At 45.4% G+C, this 19,038-nt stretch carries 21 protein-coding genes and 1 pseudogene; 12 read left to right on the plus strand and 10 right to left on the minus strand.

The genetic code is table 11. The annotated features are described in order from the left end of the window. Positions 1–97 precede the first annotated feature (97 nt). The 5 genes from ICN46_RS09605 to ICN46_RS09625 all read left to right on the plus strand — a co-directional run bounded on the left by ICN46_RS09605 (position 98) and on the right by ICN46_RS09625 (position 5,419). Complete coding sequence (locus tag ICN46_RS09605; protein WP_216207939.1) at positions 98–1,021, plus strand: DMT family transporter; 924 nt, start codon at positions 98–100, stop codon at positions 1,019–1,021. Positions 1,022–1,096: 75 nt separating this feature from the next. After that, positions 1,097–2,506 (plus strand): FAD-dependent tricarballylate dehydrogenase TcuA, encoded by a 1,410-nt coding sequence (gene tcuA, locus ICN46_RS09610; protein ID WP_216207943.1) that lies wholly within the window; start codon positions 1,097–1,099, stop codon positions 2,504–2,506. Beyond that, positions 2,493–3,638 carry a tricarballylate utilization 4Fe-4S protein TcuB gene (gene tcuB / locus ICN46_RS09615; protein WP_216207946.1) on the plus strand — a complete coding sequence of 382 codons (1,146 nt, stop codon included), beginning with the start codon at positions 2,493–2,495 and terminating at the stop codon, positions 3,636–3,638. Before tcuA ends, tcuB begins: the two co-directional genes overlap by 14 nt. Before the next feature lie 195 nt (positions 3,639–3,833). After that, positions 3,834–4,982: a pyridoxal-phosphate-dependent aminotransferase family protein gene (locus ICN46_RS09620; protein ID WP_216207949.1), complete on the plus strand. Its 1,149-nt coding sequence runs from the start codon at positions 3,834–3,836 to the stop codon at positions 4,980–4,982. Positions 4,983–5,146: 164 nt separating this feature from the next. Further along, the gene (locus tag ICN46_RS09625; RefSeq protein ID WP_216207953.1) at positions 5,147–5,419 is read left to right on the plus strand and encodes a protein tyrosine phosphatase; all 273 of its coding nucleotides are present in this window, start codon (positions 5,147–5,149) and stop codon (positions 5,417–5,419) included. A gap of 14 nt (positions 5,420–5,433) precedes the next feature. Here the strand turns inward: ICN46_RS09625 and ICN46_RS09630 are convergent, their stop codons facing one another. Beyond that, complete coding sequence (locus ICN46_RS09630; RefSeq protein ID WP_216207956.1) at positions 5,434–6,414, minus strand: DMT family transporter; 981 nt, start codon at positions 6,412–6,414, stop codon at positions 5,434–5,436. Further along, positions 6,411–7,313: an NAD(P)H-hydrate dehydratase gene (locus ICN46_RS09635; protein WP_216207959.1), complete on the minus strand. Its 903-nt coding sequence runs from the start codon at positions 7,311–7,313 to the stop codon at positions 6,411–6,413. Before ICN46_RS09635 ends, ICN46_RS09630 begins: the two co-directional genes overlap by 4 nt. 60 nt (positions 7,314–7,373) lie before the next feature. Here ICN46_RS09635 and ICN46_RS09640 point away from each other — a divergent pair, with 60 nt between their 5' ends. Then, positions 7,374–8,789, plus strand: a complete 1,416-nt coding sequence (locus ICN46_RS09640) for an MBL fold metallo-hydrolase RNA specificity domain-containing protein (protein WP_216207963.1) — start codon at positions 7,374–7,376, stop codon at positions 8,787–8,789. 5 nt (positions 8,790–8,794) lie between these two features. Here the strand turns inward: ICN46_RS09640 and ICN46_RS09645 are convergent, their stop codons facing one another. Further along, positions 8,795–9,598, minus strand: a complete 804-nt coding sequence (locus tag ICN46_RS09645) for an ABC transporter substrate-binding protein (protein ID WP_216207967.1) — start codon at positions 9,596–9,598, stop codon at positions 8,795–8,797. Positions 9,599–9,655: 57 nt separating this feature from the next. Continuing rightward, positions 9,656–9,859, minus strand: coding sequence for a hypothetical protein (locus ICN46_RS09650; protein WP_216207969.1), 204 nt, complete (start codon positions 9,857–9,859; stop codon positions 9,656–9,658). 173 nt (positions 9,860–10,032) lie between these two features. On the opposite strand from ICN46_RS09650, the gene ICN46_RS09655 reads away from it, so the two are divergent. From ICN46_RS09655 to ICN46_RS09665, 3 genes are read left to right on the plus strand one after another with little or no spacing between them, the layout of a single operon-like run. Then, entirely contained in the window at positions 10,033–10,890 is an 858-nt protein-coding gene (locus ICN46_RS09655; RefSeq protein WP_216207971.1) for an LOG family protein, read from the plus strand. A 24-nt stretch (positions 10,891–10,914) separates the two neighbouring features. After that, positions 10,915–11,430, plus strand: coding sequence for a hypothetical protein (locus ICN46_RS09660; protein WP_255538828.1), 516 nt, complete (start codon positions 10,915–10,917; stop codon positions 11,428–11,430). Positions 11,431–11,433: 3 nt separating this feature from the next. After that, a complete protein-coding gene (locus tag ICN46_RS09665) occupies positions 11,434–12,651 on the plus strand; it encodes a BaiN/RdsA family NAD(P)/FAD-dependent oxidoreductase (protein WP_216207974.1) in 1,218 nt (405 codons plus the stop codon). A gap of 4 nt (positions 12,652–12,655) precedes the next feature. Here ICN46_RS09665 and ICN46_RS09670 read toward each other — a convergent pair whose 3' ends face one another. Continuing rightward, positions 12,656–13,417: a TerC family protein gene (locus ICN46_RS09670; protein ID WP_216207979.1), complete on the minus strand. Its 762-nt coding sequence runs from the start codon at positions 13,415–13,417 to the stop codon at positions 12,656–12,658. Between the two features lie 53 nt (positions 13,418–13,470). On the opposite strand from ICN46_RS09670, the gene ICN46_RS09675 reads away from it, so the two are divergent. After that, on the plus strand, positions 13,471–14,454 hold the full coding sequence (locus ICN46_RS09675) for a Bug family tripartite tricarboxylate transporter substrate binding protein (protein WP_216207981.1): 984 nt from the start codon (positions 13,471–13,473) through the stop codon (positions 14,452–14,454). Here ICN46_RS09675 and ICN46_RS09680 read toward each other — a convergent pair. Next, positions 14,451–14,840 carry a group II truncated hemoglobin gene (locus tag ICN46_RS09680; RefSeq protein WP_216207984.1) on the minus strand — a complete coding sequence of 130 codons (390 nt, stop codon included), beginning with the start codon at positions 14,838–14,840 and terminating at the stop codon, positions 14,451–14,453. The genes ICN46_RS09675 and ICN46_RS09680 overlap by 4 nt on opposite strands. A 125-nt stretch (positions 14,841–14,965) precedes the next feature. Between ICN46_RS09680 and ICN46_RS09685 the strand changes: the two genes are divergently transcribed. Next, complete coding sequence (locus ICN46_RS09685) at positions 14,966–15,493, plus strand: hypothetical protein (protein WP_216207986.1); 528 nt, start codon at positions 14,966–14,968, stop codon at positions 15,491–15,493. Positions 15,494–15,538: 45 nt separating this feature from the next. Here ICN46_RS09685 and ICN46_RS09690 read toward each other — a convergent pair whose 3' ends face one another. Then, positions 15,539–15,766, minus strand: a complete 228-nt coding sequence (locus ICN46_RS09690; RefSeq protein WP_216207989.1) for a TIGR02450 family Trp-rich protein — start codon at positions 15,764–15,766, stop codon at positions 15,539–15,541. 12 nt (positions 15,767–15,778) lie between these two features. After that, positions 15,779–16,090 carry a hypothetical protein gene (locus ICN46_RS09695; protein WP_216207992.1) on the minus strand — a complete coding sequence of 104 codons (312 nt, stop codon included), beginning with the start codon at positions 16,088–16,090 and terminating at the stop codon, positions 15,779–15,781. Positions 16,091–16,204: 114 nt separating this feature from the next. On the opposite strand from ICN46_RS09695, the gene ICN46_RS09700 reads away from it, so the two are divergent. Beyond that, positions 16,205–17,254: a fumarylacetoacetate hydrolase family protein gene (locus ICN46_RS09700; RefSeq protein WP_216207995.1), complete on the plus strand. Its 1,050-nt coding sequence runs from the start codon at positions 16,205–16,207 to the stop codon at positions 17,252–17,254. 66 nt (positions 17,255–17,320) lie between these two features. Here the strand turns inward: ICN46_RS09700 and ICN46_RS09705 are convergent, their stop codons facing one another. After that, positions 17,321–18,901 (minus strand): rhodanese-related sulfurtransferase, encoded by a 1,581-nt coding sequence (locus ICN46_RS09705; protein WP_216208000.1) that lies wholly within the window; start codon positions 18,899–18,901, stop codon positions 17,321–17,323. A 20-nt stretch (positions 18,902–18,921) separates the two neighbouring features. Next, positions 18,922–19,038: pseudogene (locus tag ICN46_RS12020) on the minus strand (IS30 family transposase); the annotation flags it as partial.

The following is a 19,038-nucleotide window of genomic DNA, read 5'->3' on the forward strand; positions in this document are numbered from 1 at the left end:
ATTAAGCTCTATCTTAGCAATACCGAGCATTTGTTTCTACAATAGGAGGGTTGTCCCTAGTTGAGGGGCTTGATTTACGACTTGCTCATATTTTCCAATGCCTTTGCTTAATTTAGCCACCATTTTCTATTTAGTTGTCGCAACAGCGCTATGGGCTGGAAATGCAATCGCCGGACGCCTCTTGGTCGGAAGTGTTTCCCCGATTACCTTAAGCGCTGTTCGTTGGGCTTTGGCAGCTCTTATTTTGCTTCCCCTGGGTTGGCGTATTTTTAGGCGCGGCAGTCCGTTATGGAAAAATAAGACCCGCCTAATGCTTCTAGGGATTTTTGGGGTGGGTAGCTACAACATCCTCTTATATCTTGCTCTGCAGACCTCGACACCAATCAACGTGACTTTAATTGGTGCCAGTATGCCCATTTGGATGTTATTGATTGGTGCGGTTTTTTATCAAGTTCGGCCCACCTTTTTGCAGTTGGTTGGTGCGATGGTTTCTCTGTTGGGCGTCATGGTTGTATTAACCCGAGGCGATGTATTCGCCTTGCAGGGGATGGAGTTGGTGGTAGGCGATCTTCTGATTATGCTTGCCACCATTTTGTGGGCCTTTTATAGCTGGATGCTAAGTCGCCCAGGATCGAGTGCCGAACGAGAGTGGCCATGGGCAGATTTTTTGTTGGCACAAATTCTGGTGGGGCTGCTTTGGACAATCTTTTTCGACGGCTTTGAGATTGCTAGTGGGCAAGCCTTGCTTGAGCTCAATGCAATTACCATATCTCTTATATTATTTGTGGCTATTGGCCCTTCTTTGATCGCTTACCGTTGCTGGGGTTTGGGTGTGAGTGGAGCCGGGCCTACCGTGGCAGCTTTTTTTGCCAACTTGATCCCTTTGTTTACTGGAGTACTATCAGCCGCCATGCTCGGAGAGCCTCCAAGACTCTTTCATGGCTTAGCCTTCGTCTTGATTGTAGCCGGCATTTTGGTCTCCTCCACCAGGAGCAGACATCAGTCAGTGAAAGCATCTTGATTCGCGTTTAAGATTTAAATGAAGAAAAGTATTAGAGTTATTTTTTTTGGTTTGTCATAACTGTTTAGGTTGAATATGTTTGATGTTCTTGTAATTGGCGGGGGAAACGCGGCTCTTTGTGCGGCCTTAATGGCTAAAGAGGCCGGGGCAAGCGTTTTGCTTTTGGAATCAGCGCCCAAAGAATGGCGTGGCGGAAATTCGATACACACCCGCAATATGCGTTCAATGCACGATGGCCCCGAAGATGTAATGAGTGACGCTTATCCTGAAGAAGAATATTGGCAGGATGTTCTCAAAGTCACCGGCGGTATTACTGATGAAGCATTAGCGCGTCTAACTATTAAAGCTACTGCTAATTGCCGCGGCTGGATGCAAAAACATGGCGTCAGATTTCAGGCTCCATTGTCTGGCACCTTGAACCTGTCTAAGACTAATGCTTTCTTTATGGGCGGTGGGAAGGCTTTAGTAAACGCCTATTTCCGAAGTGCCGAAAAGCTTGGGGTTGAGATTCGCTATAACGCCACAGTGACATCATTAGACATTAAAGATGGAAAGTTTTTAGCCGCCTATGTCGGTGATGAGCGTATCGAAGCTAGGGCCTGTGTTTTGGCTGCGGGCGGTTTCGAGTCCAATCGAGAGTGGTTAAAAGAAGCTTGGGGTGTTAATGAGTTTGGTGAGGCTCCCGCAGATAACTTTTTAATTCGGGGTACTCGTTTTAACAAAGGTGTTTTATTAAAACAGTTGATTGATATGGGTGCAGATTCAGTGAGTGATGCGACTCAAGCGCATATGGTTGCAATCGATGCCCGTGCACCTTTATATGATGGCGGAATCTGTACGCGCGTCGATTGTGTTTCATTTGGAATTGTCGTCAATAAAAATGCGCAGCGCTTTTCTGATGAGGGTGAAGATTTTTGGCCAAAGCGCTATGCGTTTTGGGGTAGGTTGGTAGCACAACAACCGGGTCAAATTGGTTATTCCATTATTGATTCAAAAGTATTAGGTAGATTTATGCCCCCAGTATTCCCAGGGGATAAAGCAGATAGCTTGGAAGACTTGGCCGATATGTTGGGTTTAGATAGAGAGGCGCTGCTGAAAACGGTTCGTGAATATAACGCCGCATGCAAGGTTGGTACTTTCGACCATACGATCATGGATGATTGTCATACCGAGGGCATAGAGCCGGCAAAAACACATTGGGCTTTACCAATTGATACTGGACCGTTCTACGGATATATTTTGCGACCTGGTGTGACATTTACCTATCTGGGGCTTAAGACTACTGAAAAAGCGAATGTGCATTTCGGTGGAAAACCTAGTGATAACTTATTTGTGGCGGGCGAGATGATGGCTGGAAATGTTTTAGGAAAAGGCTATGCAGCAGGTATTGGCATGGCGATTGGAACTGTCTTTGGCAGGATTGCGGGAACACAAGCGGCTCAATGCGCCCTTAGTCATCAGGATACTCAAAATGCAGCAGCTTAAAGATTTGGTTCAAGAGGCCGAGACGCTCGGGTCGGGATCTCCAGTGGTAGAGGCTGCGCGTATGCTGCAGATCTGTAATGCCTGCCGCTACTGCGAGGGCTTCTGCGTTGTGTTTCCGGCTATGACCCGCAGAATTGAATTTAATCCTGCCGATATGAATTACATGGCCAATCTTTGTCATAACTGTGGCGCATGTTTGCATGCTTGCCAATATGCCCCTCCCCATGAATTTGCTGTCAATATTCCTCTAGTTATGGCGCAGGTTAGAAAGGACACCTATATAAACTACGCTTGGCCAAAGTCGTTTGGTGCTTTGTATAAGAGCAATGGCATCACCGTCGCCTTAGCAAGCTCGCTCTCGTTAATATTCTTTTTGCTCCTCACTTTATGGGTTAACGGTCATTTAATTTCCGCCCCATTAAACGGTAACTTTTACGCAATCTTTCCACACAACACTTTGGCCTTGATGTTTGGTGTTGTTTTTACCTATGCGTTGCTTGCTTTAGGTATTGGCCTACGTTCTTTTTGGAGTCAAATCTCTGGGGGAGCCTTATCTGGTGCAGCAGCAGCCGAGGCAACCCATGATGCTTTGACCTTAAAGTATCTTGGGGGCGGTCATGGCGATGGCTGCAATAATGAAGATGATGCATTTTCACTTTGGCGCAAGCGTTTCCATCACTTTACTTTTTACGGGTTTCTGTTTTGTTTTGCTGCTACATCCGTAGCAACGCTATATCACTATCTGCTGGACTTACATGCACCATATCCGCTAGCGAGTTTGCCTGTGATTTTAGGCACACTTGGCGGCATCGGTTTGATTATTGGTCCCGCTGGCTTGCTCTATTTAAATCTGCGGCGTAATGCTGGGCATGGTGATGCAACCCAAAGACCGATGGATAGAGCCTTCATCATTCTGTTGTTCTGTATTAGCGCCTCCGGTCTGGCTTTGCTGGTTTATCGTGATACCGCTAGCATGGCGACATTGCTGGCGATTCATCTTGGTTTTGTCATGAGCTTTTTCTTGACAATGCCTTACGGAAAGTTTGCCCATGGTTTTTATCGTCTGGCTGCATTACTAAAGAATTCGATTGAAAAGCGCCAAAAAAATCATTTGCAATTGGGATCAGATTAAGTCTATTGAGGTCAAAGGGTGCCATGCTTGGGGGCAGTGACGCTCAAAAGCGAGGGTGTCGGCATTTTTCACCCTTTTTTGGCCACTCCAGGTGGCTAAGTAGGCTAAATTGATCAAATAGAATTTGAATGCAGTGCAATAAATAACTAAATCAGTATCATTTAGAGCTATTTACAGAATTTCTAGGAAATTACTATGCCAGGCTTACTTCCCAATATTGATCCAGATGGTCTATTAGAGTTCTCGGTTGTTTACACCGATCGCTCCTTGAATCATATGTCTGAAGAATTTAAAAAGGTGATGGTGGATATTTCTAGCGTCTTAAAGGACGCATATAACGCAAGCTCTGCTGTGATTGTGCCAGGTAGCGGCACATTCGGGATGGAAGCAGTTGCTCGCCAATTTGCCAATAATCAAAAATGCTTAGTATTACGTAATGGTTGGTTTAGTTATCGCTGGACACAAATTTTTGATTTGGCCAATATTACTCAAGACGTTACCGTTCTTAAAGGCAAGCAATTGGATGCTACTGCTCAGGGCGTATTCGCTCCAGCACCGATTGAAGATGTAGTTGCCTTTATTAAGAAAGAAAAGCCAGCAGTGGTATTTGCTCCTCACGTTGAGACATCTGCCGGAATCATTCTGCCAGATGCTTACCTAAAAGCGGTTGGTGAGGCAGTGCGTTCAGTTGGTGGATTATTTGTATTGGATTGCATTGCTTCTGGTGCAATGTGGGTGGATATGAAGGCCTCCAACGTGGATGTTTTGATTACTGCGCCACAAAAAGGTTGGAGTAGTTCCCCTTGTTGCGCTTTGATCGCACTTGGCGAGAGAGCGCGTGAGCGGATTGAGTCCACTCAGAGCAGTAGTTTCTCTATGGATCTTAAAAAGTGGCTACAAATCATGGAAGCCTATGAAAAAGGTGGGCATGTTTATCACACCACTATGCCAACTGATGCACTGAAAATCTTACGCAACACCATGAAAGAAACTCAGAGCTTAGGTTTTGCCGCTCTAAAGCAAAAGCAACAAGAGTTGGGGGATAAAGTACGTGCACTACTGGTTTCTAAAGGTTATCCATCAGTTTCAGCCAAGGGTTTCCAGGCTCCTGGAGTGGTGGTGAGTTACACCAAAGATGCTGATATTCAGTCGGGCAAGAAGTTCATTGCGTTAGGCTTGCAAACCGCGGCTGGTGTGCCATTGCAGTGCGATGAGCGCCCTGACTTCCGGACTTTCCGGATTGGTTTATTTGGTCTTGAGAAGTTGGCGCATGTTGATCGCACAGTCGACCATCTTGCAACGGCCTTGGAAAAGATTACTGAGGTTGAAGTTCAGCCAGCGTAATGATGTTGAGTAAAAAAAGCCATCTTCGGATGGCTTTTTTTACGTCCAGATCTTAATAACTGTAAGCAGTCAGTTATGGCTGGGTTGAAATTTCATAGATGTCGATATATTTATTCAATTATTAGGTATTATTGAAAAATCAACAAACTCATTTGGAGAATTTAATGATTTCTCGTTTTGTGCGCTTAAGCTTGGCTACTGTTATTTCGGCTGCTATTGGCCTATCCCCAATCTCGGTAATGGCAGCAGACCCTGCGCCGGCCCCAGTCCCAGTAGCAGCTCCTATTGCTGCACCAGCCACAGCCCCAAGCGCTCAGGTAGATAAGGCTGCCGAGAAAAAAGCCAAGCAGCAGGCAAAAAAGGATAAGAAAGCCAAAAAGAGAGCTGAGAAAAAAGCCAAGAAGAAGGCAAAAAACGCTGAAACTGCACAGCAATAAAAATTGTTAGCCGGCTAAGAGCCGTATAGATCTTTGCCATCAAGACCATTGGAGTTTGCGCAATCCAATGGTTTTTGCTTTTGGGAGTCATTACGAACTAACAACCACATGGCACTCACTACCAGTGCCATACCTCCAATTTGCAACCACGTAATAGGCTCTGATAGTACAGCCCAGCCCATGAAGATGGTTGATACCGGTCCAAGAATGCCAGCCTGCGCTACCAGTGGAGATCCAATGCGATTAATGGCGATCATAATAAGCAGCATTGGGGCGACAGTGCAAAAACTGGCATTAATTAGGCTAAGCCAATAGATTTGAGATGTTTGCGCCAAAAGATCTCCAGGGTTGTAGATCAAGGCCTGGGCAATACTGAAAAATGCTGATGAGCTGCTGGCATAGACCACTAAACGAATACTGCCGATACGGCTTACCATTTCACCGGAGCCGATCATGTAGACGGCATATACGCAGGCACTTACAAATACCAGTAGCATGCCAAGCCAAGCTGCACTTCCTGAGGAATGTGCATCCTGAATAAAGACGGTAATCACACCAAGATAGCCTACAACTAATGCAGCCCATTGCAGGCGTGATATCGCCTTGTGTAAAACGAAATAAGAGATCAATAAGACAATCGTTGGCGTGAGGTAGAGGACGATGCGCTCAAGACCGGCGGAGATGTATTGCAACCCTAAAAAATCTAAATAGCTGGAAAAAAAGTACCCTAAAAATCCTAAGCAAAAAATCTTGATGCAGTCAGGCCAACTCATAGGGCTCATTGTTTGCTTGCGCGATTGCCACCAATAGATTGACCAAAACAATGGTAGGGCAATGAGCATGCGCAGGGCTAGCAGGGTTTCTGCATTGGCGCCGTAGGTAAACGCCAGCTTAACGAGGATGGCTTTTCCTGAGAAGAGGATAGATCCGATGGCAGCCATCAAGATGCCGTACATATAGCGTTTATGTTGTATGGATTGGGGTGTAGTGCTCATATTGCTGATAGGTGCCCATTGAGCATGCTACGCATTTCTAGGATAGTTTCGGATGGTGTCAGACCAATCGGCCCAACCCCTTTGCTGACTAAGTTGTCGGCAGCAGAAGCATGAAGCTGAACCGCAATACAGGTCGATGACCATAAATCAAGTTGATGACGAATACCTTGGGCAGCAATTGCGGCAATACTTCCTGTCAGTACATCACCCATTCCGCCTGTAGCCATACCCGGGTTGCCTTGATTACATTGAACGCTAGCATGTTGAGGTGATGCAATTAAGGTGTGCTGACCTTTGAGCACCACAATAGAGCCGGTAAGTTTGACTAAGTCTTTGAGAGCGGCTAAGCGTCGCTCTTGGACACCCGCACTAGATATTTTTAGCAGTCGAGCTGCTTCACCAGGGTGGGGAGTAATGACGCTCTGATTTGGAAAGTCTTGATTGCGTTTTTGTAGTGCCACTAAGAGGTTGTCATTCTCTGAGATCAGGTTGAGCGCGTCGGCATCAATGATTAAAGGGCTTAGAGGATATGCCAAACTGGCTTTGAGCCATTCATAGGCAGCAGGGGAGTCACCTAACCCCGGCCCAATTGCAAGCAGATCAGGTTTGATATCGCGCAGTTGTTCTGCTGCATTGTGCTCGGCCAATCTCACCATGAGCTCTGGATGCTCGACCACTACAAAAGCAGAAGAGGGATCGAGCATTTCTAAGATGGTCCATCCGGCACCAAGGTGCATTGCTGCATTCCCCGCAAGTAGGAGTGCGCCTGCCATGCCAGGTGCTCCACCAACAATGACCACTTTACCGGCATCACCTTTATGCGCTGATGGACTTCGATTTAATTGTTTGATGAGGGCCAGTGAATCCAGCTCAACTGTTTCGTCGATTGATGGGGTCATCCCTAAGTGATCGCTCTTATTTAAGTGGTAGGGATATTTTAAGCGGAGTATGCTTTAAACATGAAGATTCAATTTTTTGGTGCTGCTGGCGAGGTCACGGGCTCGCGACATTCAATACAAGCTTCTATTGGCGGCTGCAATAGGCGCTTTATGGTCGATTATGGGATGTTTCAGGGTGGCCATGAAGCTAGTGTAAAAAATATTGAGTCATTGCCATTTCCCCCTAAAGAAATTGATTTCATTGTTTTAACGCATGCCCATATCGATCATAGCGGCTTGTTGCCACGCCTTTGCGCTCAGGGTTTTGCTGGACCCATTTATTGCACTAAAGCCACTTTGGAGTTGCTGAAGATTCTATTACCCGATAGTGCGCATTTGCAGTTGGCGGATGCAGAGCGTGCAGAGCGTAAGAAAAAATCGGGTAAGTGGCATGGCGATATTCCAGTAGCCCTCTACAGTAGAGAAGAGGTTGAGATAAGCTTGAATCAGTGTGTGGCGCTAGATTACGGGCAAATTGTCGAGCCTTGCAATGGCATCCGCTTGGAGTTTCATAATGCAGGTCATATTCTTGGCTCGGCTATAGCCATCTTGGATATTGAGGAGACTGACTCCCCCACAAAACGCTGTGTTTTTTCTGGTGATATTGGTATGAAAGGCAGGGTCTTGATGCCAGATCCAGCAATAATTCCTCACGCCGATCTGTTGTTGGTTGAATCAACATACGGCGATCGTCTCCATCGCAGCTTGCAAGAGACTGAAGATGAGTTGGTGGAGGTAATTTCCACCACTATGCGAAGCCATGGAAACGTCATCATTCCAGCTTTTGCGGTTGGGCGAACCCAAGAGGTGTTATTTCTGTTAATTGATCTGGTTCGGCGAGGTTTATTACCGCATTTGAGTATTTGGGTAGATTCACCAATGGCAACGGCTGCAACACACTTAACTCAACATTTTTTTTCACAGCTTGATCAGCAATCACAAACAACTTTTGAGTGGTTTAAAAATAATCCAGAGGCTATGACGTTACGCTTTATTGCTGATGTCGAAGAATCAAAATCACTGAATAAGATTAAAGGCGGGGCAATTATTATCTCTGCAAGCGGCATGTGTGATGCTGGCCGTATTGTTCATCACTTGGCGAATAATCTTCCATATGCTCAAAACGCTATCATTATCACAGGCTTCCAAGCTTATGGCAGTCTTGGGCGTCGCTTGGTAGACAAGGCTCCCACGGTGAGGTTGTTTGGTGAGGAAGTATTGGTGAGAGCCTCGATCCATACGATAGGTGGCTTATCGGCACACGCCGATCAGGCCGGTCTGCTTGAGTGGCTAAGGGGATTTAAGGGGGCGCCTAAGTCGACCTTTGTGGTTCATGGAGAGCCTAAAGCAGCCGCCACATTTGCTGCCAGCATTCGGGACGAGTTGGGCTGGGGAAACGTCCTTATTCCAGAGCGCTTACAAAGCTATGATTGCTAAGGGCCTTAGTCAGCCACTTTAGCACCTTGGATATCATGACGTTTCATCGCGTTTGTAACAAAGCCAGATGTCTTTAAATCGGCAATGATTGCACTTAGGTAAGTATTTATTTTCTCGTATTCCGACCTAGACTTAGGGATGCCGATCGCTTGGTTAATCACCATAAAGCGTCCGGGTAGAATGCGTGATCCCGAATAGCGCACGGCATCACTTTCTAACTGCTGTTTAACTCCAGCAGCAACATTCCCTTGTCCCTTCATGAAGTCGCCTACTACGGATTGTGAGTTAGGGGCACGGAGAAGGGTAGCGTTTTTAATCTCACGAGTTAGAAAAAGATCATAAGCGCTGCCTTTTCCAACAATGATTTCATTGCCCACTACATCAACCTCATCATTGTTTTTAATTGGAGATGAAGTTTTAACTAGATACGCCCCTTCAATTTGGATATAAGCCGGTGTATAGCTAATGCCTTCTCCCCGAACTGGGTCTATAGCAACAAAGACTAAGTCAATGCTTCCGGACTTAATTGCATCAACTGTTGCGCCGGCGCTTTGAAATGGGATTAGCTGGACTGGCAAACCACTGCGTTTTCCGATCTCATTGGCAATATCAATTGATACTCCTTTTAGTTTTTGGCTTACTGGATCAATGCCTGCCAAGACGGGATTTCCCAGATTGATGCCAACCCGCAATACACCTGTTGGCGCAAACGATTGCAACATCGCCGGATCTGGATATGGCTTGTTCAACGATTGGCTATTGGCAAACTGAGAAATGAAAAGTAGGCAGATGCTAAGGATATATTTCATGAGGAGATAATATAAAAAAACCGCGACTAAGCGCGGTTATTTCTGGGATTAATAAAATTACTTCTTTGCTTCAGCAGCAGGAGTTGCTGTAGGCGCAGTTGGTGCAGCAGCAGGAGCATCCTTAGAGGCTTCTTCAGCATGGGTCGCTTCAGCGCCATGCTTTTCACCGCCCATATCAATATTGCCATCGCCCTTAAGGAGTAAGTAGGCTGTAGCACTAATTAGAATTAGTACCATGATGATGATTGAACGATTGCTCATTGCTTTTTCCTTTGATTTATTGAAATTACAATAATCTTACCCTGTGTTTTGATCTCGGTAAATCCCCATAACTCCTAATAAGCCTTGAAGATATAAGTGATAGTAGATTCTAGGTAGTAATACTGAGTAATCAGGAGGTAAGATAGGGCTCAATACGTATTCAAGGCGCCGATATGAGTCCCAAGCTTCCGATTAACAATGCTCAAACCATCTCTGATTTTTTACATCTGAATAAGACTGAAATTTCAGAGAAAAGTTCTGAGGATTCGTCTAAGTTTGCTTTTGATGACCCTGCCTTTTTGGCGCGTCGGGAGACTTTAGGGATTCGCTTTGAGTTGGAGTTGCTAAAGCCTGAGATTCTATTGAGAGAGCAGGGCATTGAGCACACGATTACCGTTTTCGGTTCAACTCGCTTTGTGAGTCGAGAACAAGCATTAGCTCTAGAAAAACTGGCTAAAACTCCCGAGGAAAAAGCACAAGCTCAAAAAGACCTATTGCATTCTAAATATTATGAGTCCGCCCGCCAATTCGGCAAGATTGTCGCGCTTTACAATGCCACACAATCCCAGACAAATAATAAGTTGCATATTTGCACTGGAGGCGGACCGGGCATCATGGAGGCAGCTAATAGAGGCGCCTTTGAGATGGGCGATCAAACAATCGGTTTCAACATTAGTCTGCCACGCGAGCAGCACCCAAACTCCTACATCTCGGAGGGCTTGAGCTTTCGTTTTCATTACTTTGCCTTGCGAAAGATGCACTTTATGCTCAGGGCTCGAGCAATTGTTGCTTATCCAGGTGGATTTGGTTCCTTTGATGAACTCTTTGAAGTGTTGACCTTAATGCAGACGAAGAAAGTCGCAGTCTTTCCCATCATCTTGGTGGTAAAAGATTTTTGGTCTGAAATGGTCAACTTTAAACAAATGGCCCAATTTGGCGTAATCGATCAGGATGATATGCGCTTGATTCATCTGGTGGAAACAGCAGAAGAAGCTTGGAAGGTCATTGCTGACTGGTATCAGTTGGTATGAGTTCGTCTGTAAAATAAGCTCAATATGATGACGCTCCAAACTACAAGCTTTAGCTCCCAATTAGATCTTCCCGCTTATGCGCTAGGGATAACTATTCTGTTGTTCGTCATGTTGTTTCATGGTATTGCTTTACTGCAAATTGCCAAGCGTTATGAAGTGAAATCATTTTTGTATCTCGCTGAGCATAAACATGCTGCGGTGGGATTCATCTTTTACATCAGTATTTTGTGTTTATTGTTGACCCATATTGCTGAGATTATTATTTGGGGTCTATCGCTGTGGATTTTGAAGTTACTGCCCATCTTAAGTGAAAGCATCTTATTCGCTGGCAGCACTTATACGGCAATGGGTTTTATGGATGATCTTTTGCCTTTAGGTTGGAAAATGCTGGCTATCATTATTGCTTTCTCAGGCATGTTTTCATTTGCCTGGACGGCTTCAGTCATGATCTCGATGACCAAGAATTTTAGGCAAGCGTATACCCGAAGGCATATGGAAAAACTAAAGATTCCTGCTGAAATTATTGAGCGTTTTAAATAAGCTATGAGTAAAATTTGGGATGCCATCATTGTTGGTGGCGGAGCTGCCGGATTATTTTGTGCTGGCGTTGCGGGACAGCTAGGTAAAAAAATATTAGTACTTGATCACGCTGAGGTCTTGGGCGAAAAAATTCGTATTAGTGGCGGCGGTCGTTGTAACTTTACGAATTTACATAGTAGTCCAGCGAATTTTTTGTCTTTAAATTCGCATTTCGTGAAGAGCGCCTTGGCGCGCTACCCGGCGAATGAGTTTATTAAGCTGCTGCAGTCTTATCGCGTTGGCTATCACGAGAAACATCAGGGTCAGCTTTTCTGTGATGAATCAGCAAAACAGATCATTGATCTACTGTTCGCGGAATGCGCCAAAGGTAGCGTGAAGATTCATCATCCCGTAAGCGTGGAAGCCATTTCTCGCGATGCTGATATTTGGATCATTCAAACTAATCATGGCGTAGAGAAGGCAAAAGCTATTGTGATGGCAACTGGTGGCCTTCCTGTGCCCGCCATCGGGGCTACTGCTTATGCTTTGGATATTGCTAAAGAATTTGGGTTAAATGTGATTGATCCACGCCCAGCTTTGGTTCCCCTTTCATTTACTTCTGAAACTTTTTCCAACCTGAATGAATTGGCAGGTCTGAGTTTGCCCGTTAGAATTAGTTCAGGGTCAAAGGGCAGTCGATATGGAGCCTGTCGTTTTAATGAAGACCTATTGCTTACGCATAAAGGTTTATCTGGCCCAGCAGTTTTGCAGGCAAGCAGCTACTGGATCGAGGGTGAAGCAATTCATATTGACTGGCTTGGAGCCATTGAAGTAGAGGGCGGCTTTCAATGTGATGACCTCTTTAATAATGAAGATAATCGACTCAAACTAACGGAAACTATTTTGGCTTCAGTATTGCCTCAGCGTCTAGCCAAAGCATTTTCCGAGCAAAAAAACCTATTGGGTCGAAAATGGGCCGAGGTCTCCAAGAAGGATCGTCAGGCCTTAAAAGAGCTAATCACCAATTGGTCAGTGAAGCCGGCAGGAACCCTCGGCTGGAAAAAGGCTGAGGTGATGTTGGGTGGAGTGGATACCAAAGAGTTAGATGGTCAAACTATGATGTCACGTAATCATCCTGGACTCTTTTTCATTGGCGAATGCGTTGATGTTACTGGTCATCTAGGCGGTCACAATTTCCAATGGGCTTGGTCTAGCGGCTATGCTTGCGCCCACGCACTCTAGTCGTCTAAGATGTTTTTTTCTTTTCGCGTGAGCGGATGTTCAGTAACTCCACTATCAGTGAAAAGGCCATAGCTATATAGATATACCCCTTGGGAATATGCACTCCCATTCCTTCGGCAATCAGTACTACGCCAACAACTGTCAAAAACGATAAGGCTAGCACCTTGATAGAGGGGTGACGTTGTACGAATTCACCAATAGGTTTTGCTGCAATTAGCATGATGAGAACCGAGACTAAGACGGCAGAAATCATGACACCGATTTGATCAACCATACCTACGGCTGTGATCACGCTATCAAGAGAAAAGATAATGTCGAGCAGACCAATTTGAATGACCGATCCAGCGAAAATCTTCAGCATTGATTTTTGATCAATCGGAGAGCTATTTGATTCCAGACTAATGTCATGGGATTCCCCAATTTCCACTTCGTTGTAGATCTCTTTTGATGCTTTCCAAATTAAGAAAAATCCGCCAAGCAATAAGATCAGATCACGCCCTGAGATTGGATGAGTCTGAATCAAAAATAACTCCTGCGTAAGCCCCATTACCCAAGAGAGACTCAGCAACAATAGGATGCGGGTGATCAGGGCGAAGATCAACCCAAAGTTTCGGACTCGTGCGCGGATTTCAATGGGCAGACGGTTGGTGATAACGCTGATAAAGATGATGTTATCGATGCCTAATACCACCTCGAGGGCACACAGGGTCAGAAATGCAATCCAGAGCCCTGGATTGCTTAAGTAGTCACTAATAAGTTCAATCATTTCGAGATAAAGAGCCTTTCGGGTAAAGTGTATCTAACTTAACCAACCCCCTCATGGCAATGTTGATATCCCTACGTACTATCCGGACATTTCTGCTGCTAGCCTCTTCATTTTTATTGTTTGGTGGCGCTCAAGCTGCCTACCCAGATAAACCTATTAAGATCATTATTGGTTTTCCGGCTGGTGGTCCCTTAGATGCGCATATCCGTCTATTGGTAGATAAGCTTCAAAACACTTTGGGTCAGCCGATCATTATTGACTTCAAGTCTGGGGCCGGTGGTGCGGTCGGCGCCCAATTTGTTGCGCAATCTCCAGCAGATGGTTATACGCTATTGCTTGCCAATACTGGCACGATGGTCATTAACCCAGCAATCTATACAAAATCCCCTTATGACACCTTAAAAGACTTTCAGCCGATCGCACGTACCGCTCAGCAGCCGTTAGCCTTAATTGTAAATAATGATGTGCCGGTTCAAACGCTTAAACAGTTGATTGCTTATGCTAAAGCTCACCCAGGTAAGTTGAACTATGGCTCCGCGGGTAATGGTGGAATTTCACATTTGGTACCGGAGATGCTCAAAACGGAAACCGGTATTTTTATGGTCCATATTCCTTTCAAGGGGAGCGCTCCCGCATTTACCGATCTCATTGCCGGGCATGTTCAATTTATGGCTGAGTCGGTTCCGCAGGCGGCAAACTATGCAAAGCAGGGTAAGGTGCGAGCCCTTGCTGTCACGAGTGCAAAACGTAACCCAGCATTACCCAATGTACCAACGGTTCTGGAGACTGGGGTTGCTAATTTGGAGGTGGTGGGTTTCTATGGAGTGCTTGCACCTAAGGGTACGCCACCAGAGCTTGTTAATAGGTTGAGTCAGGCATTTAAAGAGACCCTCGACTCTCCAGAAGTGCAAAAGAAGATGATTGATCAAGGTGCAGACCCTGCTTATATGAGCGCAGAGCAATTTACGAGATACCTAACAGCCGAGATGCCGCGTTGGGAAAACGCGGTGAAGCAGGCTGGAGCTAAATTGGACTAGTTGGGCTGATTTCTCATCCAGTCGGCAGTGTTGAAAAATGACTCATGAAGGCGATCCGCAAGGGCGCCTTCAATATTGCAATCTTCGAGTGCCTGATACATACAAGCTAACCACTGATTGCGTTCTTTAATACCAATTTTAAAGGGTAGATGTCTAGCTCTAAGCATAGGGTGACCATACTTGGGTGAGTAAATATCGGGGCCACCCATCCATCCAGTCAGAAAAAGTTTGAGTTTTTCTCGAGAGCTAGATAGATCACTGGGGTGCATGGCACGCAGATCAGCTAAAGCTTCTTCTAGCGCCATTAAGTCATAAAAGCGATCGACTAGTTCATCGACTTTATTGGCCCCGCCAATGGTGTCAAAGAGGGTTTTTTGGTCAGTCATGGGCCTATTCTAATGCTGGAGACCAAGGTTATTGGCAAGTCTAGAAAATCAGTATAGAGTTATTACGTGAGCAGTTTAAGAGTAAGTTTGGTAGCGATTGATAATGACTTTATTAAGGGGAAATGATGGACGCAAAAGATTTTCAAAAGTGGCAACAGGAAAAAGCAAAAGAGCTTTTTGCTTACTCCCATAAGCTCTTAGATGCTGCCAAGCAGTTGAGCGAACATCATATTGCTGAAATTGAGTGGGGCATGAAAAATGCAATGGATAGTGCAAAGTCTGCGGCCAAAAATGACTTAACTAAGCTTAAAGGCCTGCAAGAAGAAGCAACGAAAGAAGCTGCTAAGCGCGCTGCTGTTTATCAGAAAAAGGTTAAGTCTGTTCTAAAGGATCTTGGTGAGGATGCCGCTGATGAAACAGAGAAGCATTTAGAAAAAGTGCGCACCTCCTTAGTTACTTGGCTGGAGGATGCTGAGAATAAAATGCCGACTCACGCTGACAAACTTTCTAAAGTGGTTCATGAAATGTCGACTACTGGTCAAAAAATGTTTAAAGAAGGGCGACGCATCGTTAATCAGGTGGCAGACGCCGCTGAAAAAAACTTAGATGAATTTTCTAAAAAAACATCTAGTAGCAAAAAGAAGGGCGAGTGACTCTATCTTCCACTTGATAAAAGACCGCAAGTGAGCGGTCTTTTTTTATTCCCAGCCCTGAACCCAGGTTTCTGGATCACTAAGCTCACGCCAAGAAATGACTTGGAGCTTCTTGCTGAAGATGGCTTCAAGTTCCACAAACTCGATTCTCTCGTCTGGAGGCTCTGGAAGAATAACCCTGCTCACTAAGAAATGCTTCTGTTTGTTAATGGGCTTTACTGCGGTCCATTTAGTCAGCAGCAACTTCTTAGGGTTTATTGAATTTTTAGGCATTTACCATCACTATTAAAGTGCCTCACACTGAAATGCGTTTGCGCGATCCAATAGAAGTCCGGTGCTAGGAGTAAAGACAACCTGGGCATCCTGAATCAAAGCGGGACAATTAGCATCAAAATAGCTTTTTTCACCCAAGCTTCCGCAATAATTTAGCCGTCCTCCGGCAAATTGCATCTGCGCCTTTTTGAGAACCATTGTTTGTTTATCGCTAACCGGATTTTTGCAATTCCAACTAGTGTAAGTCTCGCGCTCACAAGCGCTTATGGGTATGAGCAGGGCTGCTATGAGGTAAATGCTGAGCTGACGATAAATTGGCTTCATTCTCCTAGAATAGCTATTTTTTGAAATTTCTGCGCATTGTAGGATTTGTATTAAGATTTGAGGCAAAGGGCATTGCTGAGATGCCCTAAAAAAATACATAAAAGAGGAGATATTGTGGATACAAATCGTAGAGATATGCTTAAACTTGGAACAACGGCTGCAATTGGAGGGCTGTTGATGCCAGCCGGATCTGCTTCGGCACAAGAGCGTCAACCGATCATAGTCGAGACAATGACTGGTAAGGCGGGATTTCGTATTGCTAATTATTTACCTAAAATGGGTGCCACTTCTCGTTTGGGTTTGGTTACCAATGATGGTTTAGTTGTAGATATCCCAGCAGAAGCTGCTCGTCAAAAAGTACAACTTTCTTTTGACCCCACCTCTATGATTTCTTTAGCCGGCTCAGGCAATAAGGGCTTGCTTGAGCTTGCTGCTATTTTTAAGAATCGCGGCTCTAACTTAGCGAATGTGAATCAAGTGATTCTGCTGTCGCCTATTCCTAAGCCGCAAAGTAATATTTATTGTGTTGGCTGGAATTACCTGGATCACTTTGATGAGGGCAAAAAGAATCGTGTTGACACGGTTGTCCAAGAGTACCCCAAGGTCCCAGTACTATTTACCAAGGGCACTCAGACTATGAATGGCCCTTTTGATAGCATTCCCTATGATGGTAGTTATTCAACCCAGATTGATTGGGAGGCTGAGTTGGCAGTAATCATCAGTAAGAAGGGTAAAAATATTTCTGAAGAGTCCGCCATGGATTATGTCTTTGGTTATTCTGCATATAACGACACTACTGCGCGTGACGTTCAGCAGAAGCGCCACTCAGGCCAATGGTTTAAAGGTAAGAGCTTAGACGGCCACGGACCGATGGGTCCTTGGGTTGTGACGGCGGGCGGCGTGATTTTGGATGACACACGCATCATCTGTCGTGTGAATGGCGTTGAAAAACAAAATGCCAGCTACAAGCAGATGTATTTCAAAATACCGGCCATTATTGCTGAGTTGTCACGTAGCCTGACATTACTGCCTGGCGATATCATTGCTACTGGCACTCCTTCAGGCGTTGGCTTTGGCAGATCCCCTCAAGAATTTTTGAAGCCAGGTGATGTGATGGAGACTCAAATTACCGGTATTGGCATTATTCGCAATAAGATTGTTTAGCTCAATAGCTGATCGGTAAGCTAAAAAGCGCTGGACTTACCAGCGCTTTTTTATTGGGTGTACGTCTTAGAGCACCCAGAAGTGGTGAGTGCCATCTTTGCGCAATTGCTCAACTAGGCCAAACTCCCAGTCTAGGTATGCTTGCATTGCTGCTATGTCAATGCCAGTGCCTTCATAGGGGCGCTTATAGCGATCTAGCGGTGGCGATGCCAGGCGACTTGCTCCTCGCTCTAGCTCAAACCCGTTGGCGACCCATGCTGTATTGCCACCCTCCAGAACATAAACTTCCGCCTTGCTAAGCGCTTGGAAATCTGCCGCAATAAATGCGGCTAATGCCGGCGGTGTGCTGGTGAGTACATAGCGATCTACCTTAGGCAGGTTGACGATGTCATCCACCAGTCTTGATCTTAGCGCAAACCAGCTTCCAGGAATATGCCCCTTAATGTAATTTGCATGAGTGCTGAAATCAATTATCACTGTATTGCTATCTGCTTTGAGCCAAGCTGAAAGTGTCTTTGGATCAATTGATGAAACGCTCGGTAGCTTTGGTAGTGGTGCCTGCCAAGAACCTCGTTCCGTCAGGTCGCTTACTTTAATGGTATCAAGGACATAAACATCCCAGGACATCTGGGCTAGCCATGAGGCGGGCATATTAGCGCGGACACTACCGCTAGGATCAACCAATACTATGCGAGCCCCTCTAACTGGTGCAACCATTTCCGTCTCTTGCACAAGCTGTCCTCCAGGAACAGAGCGAAAGCCTGGTAAGTGGCCAGCCTCATACTCTTCCGGAGTGCGTGTATCAAAGAAGTAAGTAGTGCGCTCCAGTTGAGTTTGCCAGTGAGGCAGGTCAGCAAGGCTTGCACGTTTTACATTGGCCCTATCTGCAACCGAGCGCGCTCTCTGCGCGGCGGTCTGCGTAATCTGATTGCTAACGTCTTTGAACTTTCGGCTTTGACCTTTATCTAAGGCTTGTCCAGCCAAAGTCCAGCCAATGGTCCCGTTACGCAAGGCATTAACCTCGTTTGGAATACCTGCATTAATCAATGATTGTGTGCCGATGATGCTACGAGTTCTCCCAGCACAATTCACAATGATTTTTGTCTTTGGATTTGGGGCTAGATCTGGCACTCTTAAAACAAGTTCCGCACCGGGAACGCTGATTCCAGTCGGGATACTCATGGTTTGGTATTCATCAAAGCGACGTACATCGACTATTACCACATCGGCATTGTCATCAATTAGTTTCTTAACTTCTTGCGCTGACAGGGAGGGTGTATGCCTTTTTGATTCGACCAACTCACCAAATGATTTGCTAGGGACGTTGACATCCTTGAACACTTCGCCTCCAGCAGTTTTCCATGCCTTGACTCCGCCCTGATAAATGGAGACATCTAAATATCCGAGTTCAAGTAATTTCGTAGCTGCTAGTTCCGCATAACCCTCGCCATCATCAAGAGTAACAATGGGAACATCTTTTCTCGGTAATTTTCCAAAGGCATCAATCTCAATTCGGGCAAGTGGAAGGTTTGCAGCAAATAGGGGGTGTTCTTGGGCATGCGGATCTTCCTCGCGCACATCTAAAAAGGCAATCTCTTCTTTGCTAAGGAGTTTGTGGCGCACAAATGCGTAATCTTTTGTCTTCATTTGGTTTATATTTCGTAGATTCAAACACGAAGTGCAACACGGTTTAAAGATTGATTAAAGACTTCATTGGGGGTTTTAAATCCTAATCGTTTTCTAGGTCGGTTGTTTAATCGGTCTTGGATCATTCTAAGCTCTGC

The organism is Polynucleobacter sp. Latsch14-2 (assembly GCF_018881925.1).
Taxonomy (GTDB): Bacteria; Pseudomonadota; Gammaproteobacteria; order Burkholderiales; family Burkholderiaceae; genus Polynucleobacter.